We start from the raw sequence: 15,769 nt of genomic DNA on the forward strand, positions 1-15,769 counted from the left end.
CACGGCTGCTGGAAATAACAAGGAATAACGACACCCGTTTCGCTCACAAACGGCGGGGGATTTATATACCGATAAGGCATGGTTTGCTGCTTCCCTGTTCTTCAGGGAAAGGCCCCATGTGTGGAACATAATTAGCGCCCGATAACCGCTGTTTGCGGATATCGGGCGCGTCTACGTTCTAGAGGCTTTTATTTTACAGATTCAGCGGCAGCCGGGCTGTGTACATAGCGTTCTACGAATTCGCCTACTGTGCGGATATATGTGCTTTTATCCGTATCATAGGATAGGCCATGCCCCGCTCCATGCACCACCAGTTGCTCCCTCGGACTCCGGCAGGCCTCATACAGCTCATTCATCATCGCATAAGGCACGAACTTATCCGCATCCCCGTGGATGAACAGAATCGGCACCCTGGCCTTGCGAACCTGCTTCAGCGCAGACGCCTCTCCAAAGGAATAACCTGCCTTCATCCGGGTCACCAGACTGGCAACCGGCACAAACGGAAAGCTGGGCAGATGGTACATCCGCTTCAGCTGATAGGACAGCTGCGCCTTAACCGAGGTATAGCCGCAATCTGCGACAATCGCCTTAACCTGCGGGGGAAGCTCCTCGCCGGACGTCATCAGCACCGTGGCTCCGCCCATAGATACGCCATGCAGCACGATTTGTGCATCCGGACCGTTCTCCTGCAGGACAAATCCGATCCATTTCAGATAATCCCGGCGCTCCGGCCAGCCAAAGCCGATATAATCCCCCTCGCTCCGCCCGTGTCCTCTGGCATCAGGCAGCAGCACATTGTACCCCAGGTTCTCATAATAGTTTTTAGCCGTCGCCCCCATATCCTTGGCCTTCCCGGAATACCCGTGGGCAACAATGACCGTCCGTCCGGCAGCACGCTCTGACGCCAGATAATAGCCTTGCAGCTTGAGCCCATCCTCAGACACCAGCTCCACTTCACGGAAGGTCTGCCGGGACACCCACTCCGCCCCTTCTCCCCACGAGGCTCCAGCCACCGGCGGCGGATCTATCTTAAGGTCCGGGGTCTTAGCCAGGAATTCCTTAGGGGCCCGCTTAATGGCTACTCCATAAAAATAGAAGCCGGCATATCCCACCCCTGCGGCCGCCACGATCAGCACCACAAGCAGGGTTATCATCCACATCAACGTTCCTCCTTCAGTAAGCAACCCTTCCCTAGCCAGGGAACTGCTTAGTGTAATTTGAGCCTAGTATAGCACGGGAGTTAGGCCAACTGAAAATACAGCTGGGGCGCCCTGTTTTTTTGTGATGGAGTATGAAATACGGCGACGCTTAGGAGCACACTCCGCTGTTTAAGTATCAAAAGGAACAAAAGGCTTGCGGTATCGCCATTGTAATCGGGTTTTCGACCATATTCGGTTCCACACGCCTCTGTCGCACCGAATGTAATCGGTTTTTCGACCACATTCGGCGCACACGCCTCTGCCTCACCGAATGTAATCGGTTTTTCGACCACATTCGGTTCCACACGCCTCTGCCTCACTGAATGTAATCGGTTTTTCGACCATATCAGGCCCACACGCCTCTGTCGCACCGAATGTAATCGGTTTTTCGACCATATCAGGCCCACACGCCTGTCCATGTGTTCGGTGAAATTAGCGAAGTCATTCCTATTACTGATCCAGAATATAGTCATCCTGCCGATGCTCCAAGACATCTACCCCAACTTTATGCACAATTTATCCTCATCGGACGTAAATCATAATCTCCTAAACAACGAAAAAAGAGCTGCCTCCAGGAGAACGTCTTCTCCGAAAGCAGCCCTTGTCATATTACCGGGTCATCGTTTGTTTATATACATCTCAGTTCCGGCGACTCACTTACGCTTGCTGTTTCTGGTGGTTCTTCTAAGAATCAAGCCCAGACCCGCGAGTGCCAAACCGGCAAAGTAATAAGGGGCAGGACTGGATTCGCCCGTCTTCGGCAAGGCTCCATCCACAGGCACACCGCCTAGAGGAACTTCATCATCAATAAGGACTACATCGGGTGCCGGTTCCGCTGACGGCGTTGGCGCCGGTGTTGCTGCTATTGGCGCAACCGCAACAGCAGGTGTCGGCGTTGGTGCCGGTACTGTTGTTGCTGTTGGAGCAACCACAGGTCCCAGCGGTAGCGGATCATCATTCACAGCCACATCATTGCTCACGATAAATCCGATAATCGGAGTCGGCGTAGGCACTGGAGGGAAACTGAACGGCGGCGATGTTGGCGCTGGCGTTGTTACTGGTGTTGGATCTGCTGTCGGTGTTGCTGTCGGTGTCGGTGTTGCTGTCGGTGTTGCTGTTGGTGTTGCTGTTGGTGTTGCTGTCGGTGTTGCTGTTGGCGTTGCTGTTGGCGTTGCTGTCGGTGTCGGTGTTGCTGTCGGTGTTGCTGTCGGTGTTGCTGTTGGCGTTGCTGTTGGCGTTGCTGTCGGTGTCGGTGTTGCTGTCGGTGTTGCTGTTGGCGTTGCTGTCGGTGTTGGCGTTGCTGTCGGTGTTGCTGTTGGCGTTGCTGTAGGTGTCGGTGTTGCTGTTGGCGTTGCTGTCGGTGTTGCTGTTGGCGTTGCTGTAGGTGTCGGTGTTGCTGTTGGCGTTGCTGTCGGTGTTGCTGTTGGCGTTGCTGTCGGTGTTGCTGTCGGTGTTGCTGTTGGTGTTGCTGTTGGCGTTGCTGTCGGTGTTGGTGTTGCTGTCGGTACTGCCGTTGGCGTCGGTGTTGGTACTGCCGTTGGCGTTGGTGTTGGCTCTGCCGTTGGCGTCGGTGTTGGCTCTGCCGTTGGCGTTGGTGTTGGCTCTGCCGTTGGCGTCGGTGTTGGCTCTGCCGTTGGTGTTGGTGTCGGTCCTGCCGTTGGCGTTGGTGTCGGCTCTGCCGTTGGTGTTGGTGTTGGCTCTGCCGTTGGTGTCGGTGTCGGTACTGCCGTTGGCGTTGGTGTTGGCTCTGCCGTTGGTGTCGGTGTCGGTACTGCCGTTGGTGTCGGTGTTGACACTGCTGTCGGCGTTGGTGTCGGCACTGCCGTTGGTGTTGGTGTTGGTACTGCCGTTGGCGTTGGTGTTGGCTCTGCCGTTGGTGCCGGTGTCGGTACTGCCGTTGGTGTTGGTGTCGGTACTGCCGTTGGTGTCGGTGTTGGCACTGCTGTCGGCGTCGGTGTCGGCACTGCCGTTGGCGTTGGTGTCGGTACTGCTGTCGGCGTTGGTGTCGGCACTGCCGTTGGTGTCGGTGTTGGTACCGCTGTCGGCGTTGGTGTCGGCTCTGCTGTCGGCGTCGGTGTTGGCGTTGGCTTCACTGTCGGCGTTGGTGTCGGCTTCACTGTCGGCGTTGGTGTCGGCTTCACTGTCGGCGTTGGTGTTGGCTTCACGGTTGGCGTTGGCGTCGGCTTTACAGTTGGCGTCGGTGTCGGCTTCACAGTCGGCGTTGGCGTCGGCTTCACAGTTGGCGTCGGGGTCGGCTTCACAGTCGGCGTTGGCGTCGGCTTTACAGTTGGCGTTGGCGTCGGCTTTACAGTCGGCGTCGGGGTCGGCTTCACAGTCGGCGTTGGCGTTGGCTTCACGGTTGGTGTTGGCGTTGGCTTCACTGTCGGTGTTGGCGTTGGCTTCACGGTTGGTGTTGGCGTTGGCTTCACTGTCGGTGTTGGCGTTGGCTTCACGGTTGGTGTTGGCTTCACAGTTGGTGTTGGCGTTGGCTTCACTGTCGGTGTTGGCGTTGGAGTTGGGGTGCACACAGGTGTAGGTGAAGGTTTTATAGTCGGTGTAGGCTTCACAGTTGGAGTCGGTGTTGGTGTCACTGTCGGTGTTGGCGTTGGTGTTGGTGTCACTGTCGGTGTTGGCGTTGGCGTTGGTGTTGGTGTCACTGTGGGTGTCGGCGTTACGGTCGGCGTCGGACTCGGCGGCGGCCCCTCTCCCTCGTACATTCCAAGGTGCATCTCAACACCACCGCTAAAAGATTTTGCAATCAGGGTCCCGTACAGCTCTGCTCCCTTATAATGAATATCCGCTCTGGGTGCGAGAATCGTCCCGTAGAAGGACGTATACTCGATATTCACCTCAGAAGCCTCGTAAAAGTTGAACAATACTTGACTGGCCCTGCCATTATTCATTGCAAAACTTGGCACATTGACTGTAGACCCGCTAATATTAATAATCAACGTTGCGTTCGGGGCAATATTGAATTGGATGTAATTCGTTTTTGCCAGAGTAGCGGCATCCAGATGAACGACATTGAAGGCATCCGGTGCATTGATTGTAAGCTGCCCATAATGATTATCGCCAATCTCATTCGTGCCGGCTAAGGCTCCATACTCTGTGGATCGGGAGATCAGCATCTGCTGCTCGGCTGCAAAATCAATCGGGCTGGCATTTTTCTTCCCGCCTTTAATGCTGACACTAGGCTCATTGGCTGTAAAGCTATTCCCAAATACCACATTTCCATAGATCTCTCCGCTGCCCGAATGTACAAAATCCTTACCGGCCACAAGTACATCCGTCGGAGCAGCATCCCTGTATGCTCTGGCTACTCCGTAACCTCCGGTGAGGGTAATGTTCCCTGCCGCTGCCAGGCGGCCTTCAATCTGATCATTGCCTTGCACAAAATCCCCGAAAATAAAAGCATTAAAATTCCCTGCAACTCCTAAAACCGGTGTTGGCGTATACGGCACCCCTGAAGCTGCTCTAACATCCGTCCCCCATGTAAAGGCACTGGATAAAGTCAATAGGCCCGCCATAATGATGGCGGCTGTTTTACGTACTCTTTTTTTCAATAGTCCACACCTCCTAGTTACTATTCTATGAATCTGTCACGCGACTATAACAACAAAAAGACCGCCACGAAGGGTTAGCTTCACGGCGGCCGGACGACCCTAGCCTCAACTTTAGAGACAGTAGATTCCTGACTTTGCGTCCCGTTCTTTCGATACGGTTTGCGTTTGTACATGATTTCGGTATGAAATTGAGATTCGCTTATGTAAATTCATGGTTGAGTCTATGACATTTGTTACTTTTGTACTAATTTTAGTTTATCCGCTCCCCCACCCTATTGTCAATCCATTCCCAGTATATTTTTTGAAATTATTTTCGCAATGATTTCTTATTGAACCCTTGTACCATAAGGCTTAACGGGCGAGTCTCTTGTTTATCTGCTGACGAAAAAAGTCGAGAAATCAGAGAATCGGCTGTAGCCGTTTATCTCTTCTCCCTACAATTGTATCAATTTATATTATTAAAATTTGATGCATTTGTCCTATTTCATCACCCTCAGCCCAGCTCCACTCATCATCTGCTCCTGTTCAAAGCAATTTTACCTATTTATAGGCATCTCAACTGAAAAAAAGTGCCGCCCATAAGGACGACACCTGCTAATAGAATTCATATATTTTGAATAAAAATGTCGCCTAGGCAGACCCGAACAGCTGAACCCAGCCAATCATCGATACCCAGAGCGGAACACTTAGAATAATCCCGAATACCAAACCACGGCGGAGACTTCCTTCATGACTCATTGCCATTCTCCTTTGAGCTGATTTATTTTTCAATCTTTATTATTTCAATTTTAATATATAATAATTCGTTTTATTTTATTGCGAAAAAAATCACATTATTTGAGTAATTTATTAAACCCATTGATTATTTTTTGAAAAATGAGTTACAATGCGAATATACGTTCTCTTCGAGGGGTTGAGAGAGATGCATAGAGCAGAGAGTCAGGATAACCTGCTGGTCAAATCCTATATTTTGCTGCCGCTTATACTATCCGCCTTTGAGCGCGATGCTTCTGCTATATCCTCAGAGCTGCGCACGCCCGCGCCTTATCTGGAGGTGATCCAGAGGGCCGTCCATGCCGCTTCTGCCGATCTGCGGGAGATTCGTGCCGGGATGCGCGCCCGTGGTCTGAAGGTCTATGAACAGCAGCGGCTGGAGGCGGGCGTTGAAGCCAGATTCGTCTGCAGAGGTTATCACGAGCGGATGCTGCTGCTGGATGATGTGATTGCCGCCCAGGCCACTCTGCATATGCGGAGATATCTGGGTATGGAGAAGACGGAGCAGGGCGGCGGTTCGAAGTAAGGTTAACAAAAGAAGCCTGCCGCAAGCGGCAGACTTCTGCATTAAATGATCACCCGGATGCGGTTACATTAACAACGTCCAATACCCGAGCGTGCCGCATATAACCACCACAGCTACCGGGTACAGGATTCTACGGCTTACCTGATCCCTGAACGCAAGAAACAAACAAAGCATACAAAGCCATGCAATTAGAAGGCTTCCCATCTATTATGCATACGCTCCTTCCCGGCATTCCTGCCCCTCTCCAGCGGTAGACCGCCTCAGAGCACAACTATCCTTATATACTTATATAGGAAGATTCCCCGCCGAATATCCCAATTATACCAGCTGACAGCCAATCCGGAGCATTATATCTTCAACAATGCCGTCAGAAAATTCACATTTCCTCTTCCAGCACAGGATATTCCCAGAACCCCAGACGTCCCTTGGCAGGGATGGGATGTACCAGCGGAACAACCTCCTCCAGCTTCCAGGCATACCTTCCTTCGGCATAATTGCCGAATATATATTCATTGCCGTCCGGCCAGCCTTGCTGCGCCAGCTCCGGCGTCACCTCACAGCAATCCGCAATGCGGCTGACCGCAATGATCCTGCCGGTTGGCAGATTGTCCGCAGTGTAGCCATGACGGGCCAGCAACGACTGATACGGCTCCGTCCGGCAGATCGCCTTATTCACCTGCATCCCGGCATGAATGGCTAACTCTCCCCGGTAGGCAGTCCGCCAGGTCCGGGTTTCGATTTGTTTTTCTCCCAGCGCAATTAACGTGGCCCACGGCTGGCGAATGGTCAGGCATTTCATAATGTAGCTTGCCTCCTCTGGTGATAGAATAATAGTTAAGAAGGAAGACAGATAAAATATAGGTAACAAATTAGGTCAAGAGTACGGGGTATTAAAAATGAAAATTATTCAATGAGGATACCACATATAAGCTAGGTGTCAAATATAATCATGTCCAGGTTAGAAGAATTGATATTGAACTGTTTGAAGATCAAGAAAAGGCCCAAGGGAATCCCTTGGGCCTTTTCTTGAGATGTTTTCATTATCCATTTAAGGAAAGAAGCCCGGACCCCAACTGTGTGTCCAGGAAATTATAAATTTTCGTAAATCAAATGGTTATTATGACTTACGTCTCCATTTTACAATAGAACGAATTATAACAAAAAGAACGAGTACAACAAGAAGAATATTAGTCATTGCTAATGATGAATTTAGTTTATCTATACTTTTTGCGGTTTCGTTGCTGGTGTATACCATTGTCGAATTTAGATTGCTAACTTGATTCGCTACATTATTAATTGGTTGAACTAAATCATTTGAATTCAAATCTTTTCCTCCTCAAACAGTTTTAATATCTTATTATGTTTTTATATTTAATTTTATACCATAACTTTTCTCACTTAAAGAATAATTTTCCAATGGTAATATTTTCTTTGTAATAAAATTCATTTTATGGAGGTATACTTAATATGTTAGAATTAAAGAAAATTCTTTCCACTTCTTTAGCCGCTGCTTTACTGCTCACATCTACAGCTGTTGCCTCTGCTGATACAGCAACAGCTCCCACAGGAGTAGCTCAATCCGTCCAACAAGAATTCCCACTACAACTTGATGAACTTACTACAATTTCTACCCCTTATGATCCTTCACTTTACAGTTTCCAAAGATCTGAATCGCCTAGCGAAGTTATTGTTAAAGTGGTTGACATGAATTCCGGTCGTATTGTAGAGACTATCGGTGAAAAAATCGAAGCTCACATGAAACCGGCTGGAGTGTCTATCATGGCAAGTGGTACCTATACTACCAGAACTGCTTACAGAACATTCACGGATCCAGGAGTTAACGGCCAACACTTTGCAGGAGCTGACTTATACACAGTATATAACTGCTGGCAGAGTGGATCTTTTGGTCAAATCAATTCTGTATCTGATACATACTGGTCCCCAATGCCTGGTAATGCAGACTTCACATTAGAGGCTCCACATCAACAATCGCAACCAACTGGAAACACTAACACCTTCCCTACTAATAAAATCACAACAACAGGAACTGTAGTATTTTCTACACATAAAAGTTCTGCTTTTGGGATTTCACTTGGAGCCTTTTCATTCACTTTAGGTGCAGACGGATATAACAGATACACAGTAAGAAACGCAGCTTATAACATCACTTTTGGTCAATAAATAACAGCAAAACCTGCCGGACCTTTGTCTGGCAGGTTTATTTTATGTATACTGTAAATTTTTTTGTACCAGGCCTAAACCTTGGACTGCACCAAGGTTACTACTAGGAAATCCCTATCAGCAATTCAACGAAAAATAGCGGGTTCCCAAAACTCCAGGAACCCGCGCCACTATCAACTTCACAAATATGCTGGTGAAGGGAATTGAACCCCCGGCCTACGCATTACGAGTGCGTTGCTCTACCCCTGAGCTACACCAGCCTACAGGCTTTGTTAGCCTGCCAAACAAAAAATATTATAACTCTTCCAGCGGAAAACGCAACCCCTTTTTCCGCTGGCAGCTGTGTCATCAGCCGTGCATGAGCCCCAGCCTGCGGAAATAATCCAGCGCGAGCTTAGCGCTTGCAAGAGAGGATTCCTCGTAGGCCTCTTGCTCCACAATATAGTAGAGAATTCCGCTCTGCTCCGCTATCTCGAAGACGCTCTGAAAATCGACCTCTCCCTTTCCAAGATCGGTCTCCTCCTGGTTGGCTCCAAAATCCTTAATATGGACCAGCGGAACACGTCCGGCATACCGTGACACATAATCAGCCGGGTTGGCTCCGCCCCTGTATACCCAGCCCAGATCGAACTCTGCCAGCATATGCTCCGCAGGAATCTGCTCCAGCCAGATATCAATGACCGCCTTGCCGTCAACCTCAGCGAATTCATAATCATGATTGTGGTAGCCATACTGCATTCCCGCTGCCCGGACCATCGCGGAAGCCTTCTCAAAGAATGGAATTAACCTCGTTACATCGTCGATGGAAGGGCTGGGCGGAAGCGGCGCTGACGGGGTGATAATATATTGAATTCCCAGCTCCGCCGCGTACTCGATCTCCCTGGCCAATGCCCGCTCCATCTGTTCCAGGCTGCTGAAGTCCAGACCCACATGCGCCGAAGGCGCTGCAAGACCCAGTTCATCCAGCCTGCGACGAAGTACCCCGGCAGCTACGCCGAAATATCCGGCGAATTCCACCACCTGGTATCCCATCTCTGCTACCTTGCCCAGTGTGCCAAGGAAATCCCGCTCCGTCTGGTCACGCAGTGTATACATTTGAATTCCGATCTGCCGCGCTGCTTCTGCCATGAAGAATCCGCTCCTTATCATCATTTCTGGTTGGATACTATATTCACTCTATTTCCCCTGAAGCTTGCGCTCTACGGATTCCAGCTTGCTGCGGCTGGTGGAGGTCTTGTCGCGCCGATCGTCGATCTTGAGCGAGGTGGAGACTCTCTGCGCCCCGGCGGTGAACGGCGACTCATGCAGCGCTTCTACCGCAGCCAGAATCCGCCCCACCGGTCCCTCAATAATCGTACCCATAGAAGTTAGCTCATACGTAATGCCCTCCACCGTCTCCAGCACGCGCTGCATCTCGGCCACATAGCTGCTAAGGCTGGTGCTGCCTGTCCCAATCGGAATAACGGTCACTTCGCCAATTGCCATTGCTATTTCCCTCCCTAAAGTATCTGGTGTGCCTGCCGCTTACTTATTCCCTTATTGTAACGCTTCGCCAGGCTCGCCACAAATCACCTGCACCCTCTCTTTTCTATTAATATCCGTCAAAATGATTACCAGGATTAGACGCACTCTATTTATGGATTCTTTGTGGCGTATTTTCGGAGATTTTATGAAAAATTCAAGGCAGATTTAGAGGAAAGTTGTGGATTACCTGTGGACTAACTGTGGATCAGCTGTGAGTAAAAGCGCCGAACCCGCTCCCCGTGCGGGATTGCAAAAAAACATTTACAAACACAATATATTGCGGTAGCTTTAATAGATAACAACAAAATATAGTAGAAACAGGTGTTTCACCCCTAGTAATAGAGGTGAGACTTAATAGGGAAGCGCGGTGCAAAACCGCTGCGGTCCCGCCACTGTAACCGGATGCTCCCAGGGTGCGATACCCAGGGCCGCATTCTCCGGCTAATTGCCACTAAGGGGCGGAATAAGCCCCCCGGGAAGGCGCTGGAGGAGTTGCCGGAAGCCAGGAGACCTGCCTGTTTCGGCGGCACCGCTTAGACTCCTGCGAGGAACAGGGGAGGTGCCCGTATGCGGCCTGCTATTGCAGAGTTAGCCTTCCGTCAATCGGGCCAGAGGCTGCCGATACCTGAGGACGATCGCGGATTATCTTCAGGTATCGGCTCTGCGGAATATACAAGAACTGGCGTAAGCTATTGCCCCGTTTCTGCTCGTATGTTCTACCCAGACCACAGGCAAATTTCCGCTTTCCGGAGCTTTGCATCCTGCATTCGGGCATTTCCGGCCTTCCCGGCCGGGGGTGCTTTTTTAACGCTTACAATACCCGAGAGGAGAGAGTTATATAATGACGCTGCTGGAGAAACGTTATAACGAAGGACAAGCTGCACAAGAGGTTCTATTGGAAGAGGTCATTCATCTGGGACGGGATATTATCGACAGCCGGGATCTGGATCTGCTGCGCGAGAACGCCAACCTGAACGGGGAGAGCTTCTCCGGCAAAATGAGCAAGTTCGGCAGTGAGTACTCCAAATGGTATGCCCGCAACTTCACCATGCCGCCACAGCTGGTACAGGCTACCCTGGATAATGTCGTCTATGTACATGACCTTGATCAATACGCCATTGGAACCACGAACTGCATCTTTATTCCGTTTGAACGGCTTCTCCGTGAAGGCTTCAATACCGGCAACGGCAGCGTACGGCCTCCCAACTCGATTATGACGGCGATGTCGCTGGTGGCGATTATTTTCCAGTCGCAGCAGAATGCGCAATACGGCGGCGTATCCGCCAACAAGCTGGACTATGATCTGGCCCCTTATGTCACCAAATCCTTCTCCAAGCTCTTCCGCAAAGGTCTGGAGTATTTCGAGGAGAATGCAGAGGTGTCTGGGCTTGGGGAGATTACGATGAGCCGCAGCGATCTGGCCGAGCAGTATCCGCGCGCCTTCCGTTTTGCCCTTAAGGAGACGCAGAGCGAGACCCTGCAAGCCGCAGAGAGTATGGTACATAACCTGAATACGATGTCCAGCCGCTCCGGCGGCCAGATTCCTTTTACCAGCATCAACTACGGCACCTGCACCTCCCCGGAGGGGCAGCTTGTGATCAGCTCGCTGCTGACGGCCACGATGAATGGACTGGGCAGCGGGGAGACGCCGGTGTTCCCGATTCAGATCTTCAAATGCAAGCAAGGCATCAACCAGCAGCCGGGTGATCCTAACTACGAGCTGTTCCTGAAGGCAGCGGAGTGCTCGGCGCGCAGATTGTATCCGAACTTCGCCAACCTGGACGCTCCGCTGAACATGCAATATTATGATCCGGCTGACCCGGATACCGAGTTCGCTACGATGGGCTGCCGCACCCGTGTGCTTGGAGACCGCTTCGGACGCAATCACTGCTCCGGCAAAGGCAACCTGTCCTTCAACACACTCAACCTGGTGCGTCTTGGACTGGCCCACGGCACGATAACCGGCCGCCGCCTCGCTGCTGATGAAGAAGGGTTCTTCGACGACCTCAATCACTATATGGATATTGCGCTCGACGGTCTGCTGCACCGCTTCCGCATCCAGGCTTCCCAGAAGGCCAAAGCCTCCGATTTCATGATGCGGGAAGGCGTCTGGGAGGGCGGCGAGCAGCTTGCCCCCGATGACAGTGTAGGCGAACTGTTGAAGCACGGCAGTCTGTCGCTGGGCTTCATTGGAATGGCAGAATGCATGAAAGCCATGTACGGCAAGCACCACGGCGAAGATATGGAGATCCATGCCAAGGCTGTAGCCATCGTCCGCCATATGCGTGAATATTGTGACCGCAAGAGCGAGGAGCTTGATCTCAACATCACCTTGTTCGCAACACCAGCTGAAGGTCTCTCCGGCAAGTTCACGAAGATTGACCGCAAGGTGCTCGGCTCTATCCCTGGGGTAACCGACCGTGAATACTATACGAATTCGTTCCACATTCCGGTCTACCATGAACTGAGCGCAGCCAAGAAGATCAGCCTGGAAGCTCCGTTCCATGAATATTGCAACGCCGGAGCGATCTCCTATGTCGAGCTGAACGGCAATGCCCGGAGCAACCCGTCAGCCTTCGTCAAAATCATCAAATACGCGCTGGAGCAGGATATCAGCTACTTCAGCATTAACCATCCGATTGACCGCTGCTCCGGCTGCGGCTATGAAGGGGTCATCGGCACGAATTGCCCGACCTGCAATGCCCATGAGGATACCACCCATATCCGCCGTCTGCGCCGGGTTACCGGGTATCTGACCGGCGACTATCAGACCCGCTTCAATGCTGCCAAGCAAGCCGAAGTCCGGGACCGTGTTAAGCATCTATGAACATCTGCGGATATTACCCGGAGTCGATTAATGAAGGCGAGGGCCTGCGGGCCGTCCTCTTCATCAGCGGCTGCCGCCACCGCTGCCCGGGCTGCTTCAACCCGAAGACCTGGAACTTTAGCTTCGGGGAAGTCTTCACCCCGGAGCGGCGGCGCGAGATCATAGAGGAGATTGCAGGCAATCCGCTGCTGGACGGCTTGACGCTGGCGGGCGGGGACCCTTTTTTCTCGGCTGAGGAGGCCGCAGACTTCATTCACGAGCTGCGCACCGAGCTGCCGGGCTTCCCGGTCTGGATCTATACCGGCTATACGTACGAGGAGCTTACGGCTTCGCCGGGCTCTGCGGAATGGAAGCTGCTGGCCTTGTGCCAGGTCGTGATCGACGGACGGTTCGTCGAAGAGCTCAAAGACCTTACCCTCTCCTACCGGGGAAGCAGCAACCAGCGCATTATCGATATTCCGGCGAGTCTGGCGGGAGATTCGGTTGTTCTGTGGGAGCCGGAGCTGAGCTTTCAAGGGGTATGAAATTTAAATGTAAAAAGGCACTAAACGCCCGAAAGCGGGTGGTTTAGTGCCTTTTTGTGAAACGGGACAGATTGAACCGCCAGCATCCGCTATTCTGCGTCTCTTGATTGCCCTGCCTTGCGCCCCACCTTATGCTCTGTCTCTTCCGCCAGCTCTTCCAGCACGCTGTCCAGGCGCAGCTTCAGCTCTTCCGCCAGCTCAACGACGCCCTGGTCGTTACGCACCGCCTGGGAGTCTACGGCGTAGACGCCGCCAAGAATGTAGCGGGCGCCAAGCACGGACAGTACCGGCTTCAGCGCATAGTCTATCGCCAGCAGATGCGCGAGACTTCCGCCCATGAAGAGCGGCAGGACGATTTTACCGGCCAGCCCTTTTTGCGGCACCAGATCCAGGAAGGTCTTCAGCACTCCGGTATAGGAGGCCTTATACACCGGACTAACTACAATTACCGCGTCGGCCTCCGCCACCAGACCATTCGCCTTGACGATCGCTTCGCTCTCGAACTTCGTGTGAATCAGATCCTCCGCCGGAAGCTCTGCCACATTGATCCGCTCCACTTCATACCCGCGCTCCCGCAGGGCACTCTCTGCATACTCAATCACGGCATTGATCCGTGAGACCAGGGAGGGTGTTCCGTTAATTACGACTATTTTGGCCATTTCCGCACCTCTTTTGTCCGTATAATAGGATAAACCGGGTTACTTTCCCGGGCATCAATACTTTAAATTAGTAATAATCCTAGCAGACTACACGGAATATTGTCAAACCTCAATTTGCTTGCAAACTGCTACCGCTCTGGTTATAATAAACGGCAAACCTATATCCCGACCAGGCCAACGACCGGCATCCAACCGCGAGGCGTCTGCGACCGGAGCAGCTTCCTGTTCCCTAAGTTTACCGGGTTTCGCCCGTTACCGCGAAGACCAAAGAGGGCCTTATTCCGCACATTTTAGTTGCATGATGTGAATGAGGTCAACCTGGGTGGCACCGCGAGCTGACGCTCCTCGTCCCATGGATGAGGGCGTTTTTTGCGTTTTTTTACCCACACTTAAGGAGCGGATGCAGATGCTGGATATGAATTGGATCAGGGAGAATGAGGACATTGTACGGAAGACGGCCGAGTGGAAAAGATTGAAGTTCCCCCTGGAGGAACTTCTGGAATGGGATGACCGGCGGCGGGTGGCCCGCCGGGAGACCGAGCAACGCCGGGCGGAGCGCAACGCGCTGACGAAGGACGTGGAGCGCCTGCTGCGCGGGGGCGACGTTTCGGGTGGCGAGCTGGCCAAGGAGCAGGTGCGGGTGATCAACGGCCAGCTGACTCTGCTGGAGGCGGAGCTGCTGGAGGCAGAACGCCGCTGCGGGGAGCTGCTGCTGCTCGCGCCGAATCCCGTGTCGGCGGATACGCCGATCGGACCGGATGAGAGCGCGAATGTGGAGCTGCGGCGGCATGGCGCGCCGCCGGTGTTCGGGTTCCGCGCGCGGGACCATGTCGAGCTCGGAGAGCTGCACGACATGATTGACATTCCGCGCGGCGTCAAGGCAGGCGGGCCCCGCAGCTATGTGCTGAAGGGGACCGGACTGCTGCTGCACCTCGCCGTGCAGCGGCTGGCGCTGGATGTGCTGATCCAGCGCGGCTTCACCGCGATGGACGTGCCCGTGATCGTCCGCCCGGAGGCGCTGGAGCGGACCGGGTTCTTCCCCGGCGGGCGGGATCAGACCTACGAGCTGACTGGCGAGAAGCGCTGGCTGGCCGGGACCTCGGAGGTGTCGCTGGTCTCGCTGTACAGCGATGAGATTCTGGAGCTGGACCAGCCGCTGCGGCTGGCCGGAATGTCGGCCTGCTTCCGCCGCGAGGTGGGTTCGGCAGGCCGCGATGTGCGCGGGCTGTACCGGGTACACCAGTTCTCGAAGATCGAGCAGGTGGTCATGTGCAAGAATGATCCGGCAGAATCGGAGCAGATGCTCCAGGAGATTCTCGGCAATGCCGAGCATATTCTCCAGCTGCTGGAGCTGCCTTACCGGGTGGTCGCCGTCTGTAGTGGAGACATGGCGATGAAGACCCACAAGCAGTACGACATCGAGACCTGGATGCCGGGCAGGGAAGCTTACGGGGAGACCCACTCGGCCTCCAATCTGCTCGACTTCCAGGCCCGCCGCTCGGGCATCCGCTACCGTGATGAAGACGGGCGGCTGCAATACTGCCATACCTTGAACAACACAGCGGTGGCCACGCCCCGCATTCTGATTCCGCTGCTGGAGAACCACCAGCAGGAGGACGGTTCGATCTATATTCCGCAGGCGCTGCGGCCTTATATGGGCGGGGCGGAGCGGATTGAACTCAAGTGACTTCCCCTTACCCATCGCCCCCTTCTGGGGGCATTCGGGGGTACCCTGCCCTAGGGTATTCAGCCAAATCAGGAGTAATACTGCTCCTGATTTTTCCCTTTTTTGAGCTACACCCGTCATACGCACCCTCCTGCCAACACATTGTAATCGGTTTTTCGCCTACATTCACCCGCTCGGCCCCATACAAGCCCATCGTATACTGTTTTCCACATACATCCAGCCCGCTCGGCCCCATACAAGCCCATTGTATACTGTTTTCCACATACATCCAGCCCGCTCGGACCCGTACAGGCCCATTGTATACT

General features: G+C 52.9%; 11 protein-coding genes, 1 tRNA gene and 2 riboswitches. Of the genes, 5 read left to right on the plus strand and 7 right to left on the minus strand.

All coding sequences use genetic code 11. From position 1 onward, the window contains the following. Positions 1 to 188: 188 nt before the first annotated feature. A complete protein-coding gene (locus tag MKX63_RS01930) occupies positions 189 to 1,154 on the minus strand; it encodes an alpha/beta hydrolase (RefSeq protein WP_341018484.1) in 966 nt (321 codons plus the stop codon). Positions 1,155 to 1,852: 698 nt separating this feature from the next. Beyond that, positions 1,853 to 4,762: a choice-of-anchor A family protein gene (locus MKX63_RS01935; protein ID WP_341014900.1), complete on the minus strand. Its 2,910-nt coding sequence runs from the start codon at positions 4,760 to 4,762 to the stop codon at positions 1,853 to 1,855. A gap of 81 nt (positions 4,763 to 4,843) precedes the next feature. Continuing rightward, positions 4,844 to 4,936, minus strand: a riboswitch (cyclic di-GMP riboswitch). A gap of 748 nt (positions 4,937 to 5,684) precedes the next feature. Here MKX63_RS01935 and MKX63_RS01940 point away from each other — a divergent pair. After that, on the plus strand, positions 5,685 to 6,062 hold the full coding sequence (locus MKX63_RS01940) for a hypothetical protein (RefSeq protein ID WP_341014901.1): 378 nt from the start codon (positions 5,685 to 5,687) through the stop codon (positions 6,060 to 6,062). 376 nt (positions 6,063 to 6,438) lie between these two features. Here the strand turns inward: MKX63_RS01940 and MKX63_RS01945 are convergent, their stop codons facing one another. Beyond that, positions 6,439 to 6,861 carry an ASCH domain-containing protein gene (locus MKX63_RS01945; RefSeq protein WP_341014903.1) on the minus strand — a complete coding sequence of 141 codons (423 nt, stop codon included), beginning with the start codon at positions 6,859 to 6,861 and terminating at the stop codon, positions 6,439 to 6,441. A 668-nt stretch (positions 6,862 to 7,529) separates the two neighbouring features. Here MKX63_RS01945 and MKX63_RS01950 point away from each other — a divergent pair. Next, entirely contained in the window at positions 7,530 to 8,243 is a 714-nt protein-coding gene (locus MKX63_RS01950) for a hypothetical protein (protein WP_341014904.1), read from the plus strand. Positions 8,244 to 8,431: 188 nt separating this feature from the next. On the opposite strand, the gene MKX63_RS01955 is transcribed toward MKX63_RS01950, so the two are convergent. From MKX63_RS01955 to MKX63_RS01965, 3 genes are all read right to left on the minus strand, one after another. Continuing rightward, positions 8,432 to 8,503, minus strand: a tRNA-Thr gene (locus tag MKX63_RS01955). 88 nt (positions 8,504 to 8,591) lie between these two features. After that, a complete protein-coding gene (locus MKX63_RS01960) occupies positions 8,592 to 9,371 on the minus strand; it encodes a sugar phosphate isomerase/epimerase family protein (RefSeq protein WP_341014906.1) in 780 nt (259 codons plus the stop codon). 48 nt (positions 9,372 to 9,419) lie between these two features. Further along, positions 9,420 to 9,728 (minus strand): MTH1187 family thiamine-binding protein, encoded by a 309-nt coding sequence (locus tag MKX63_RS01965; protein WP_341014908.1) that lies wholly within the window; start codon positions 9,726 to 9,728, stop codon positions 9,420 to 9,422. A 341-nt stretch (positions 9,729 to 10,069) separates the two neighbouring features. Continuing rightward, a riboswitch (cobalamin riboswitch) is annotated at positions 10,070 to 10,300 on the plus strand. 308 nt (positions 10,301 to 10,608) lie between these two features. Here MKX63_RS01965 and MKX63_RS01970 point away from each other — a divergent pair. Both MKX63_RS01970 and nrdG read left to right on the plus strand, forming a co-directional pair. Beyond that, on the plus strand, positions 10,609 to 12,594 hold the full coding sequence (locus tag MKX63_RS01970) for an anaerobic ribonucleoside triphosphate reductase (protein ID WP_341014909.1): 1,986 nt from the start codon (positions 10,609 to 10,611) through the stop codon (positions 12,592 to 12,594). Then, positions 12,591 to 13,118 (plus strand): anaerobic ribonucleoside-triphosphate reductase activating protein, encoded by a 528-nt coding sequence (gene nrdG / locus MKX63_RS01975; protein WP_341014911.1) that lies wholly within the window; start codon positions 12,591 to 12,593, stop codon positions 13,116 to 13,118. The genes MKX63_RS01970 and nrdG overlap by 4 nt, the downstream gene beginning before the upstream one ends. Before the next feature lie 89 nt (positions 13,119 to 13,207). Here nrdG and ssuE read toward each other — a convergent pair whose 3' ends face one another. After that, on the minus strand, positions 13,208 to 13,777 hold the full coding sequence (gene ssuE / locus MKX63_RS01980; RefSeq protein ID WP_341014913.1) for an NADPH-dependent FMN reductase: 570 nt from the start codon (positions 13,775 to 13,777) through the stop codon (positions 13,208 to 13,210). Between the two features lie 406 nt (positions 13,778 to 14,183). Here ssuE and serS point away from each other — a divergent pair, with 406 nt between their 5' ends. Beyond that, the gene (serS, locus tag MKX63_RS01985) at positions 14,184 to 15,464 is read left to right on the plus strand and encodes a serine--tRNA ligase (RefSeq protein ID WP_341014914.1); all 1,281 of its coding nucleotides are present in this window, start codon (positions 14,184 to 14,186) and stop codon (positions 15,462 to 15,464) included. Positions 15,465 to 15,769 lie beyond the last annotated feature (305 nt).

It is taken from the genome of Paenibacillus sp. FSL R7-0179, from assembly GCF_038002265.1.
Lineage (GTDB): Bacteria > Bacillota > Bacilli > Paenibacillales > Paenibacillaceae > Paenibacillus_AQ.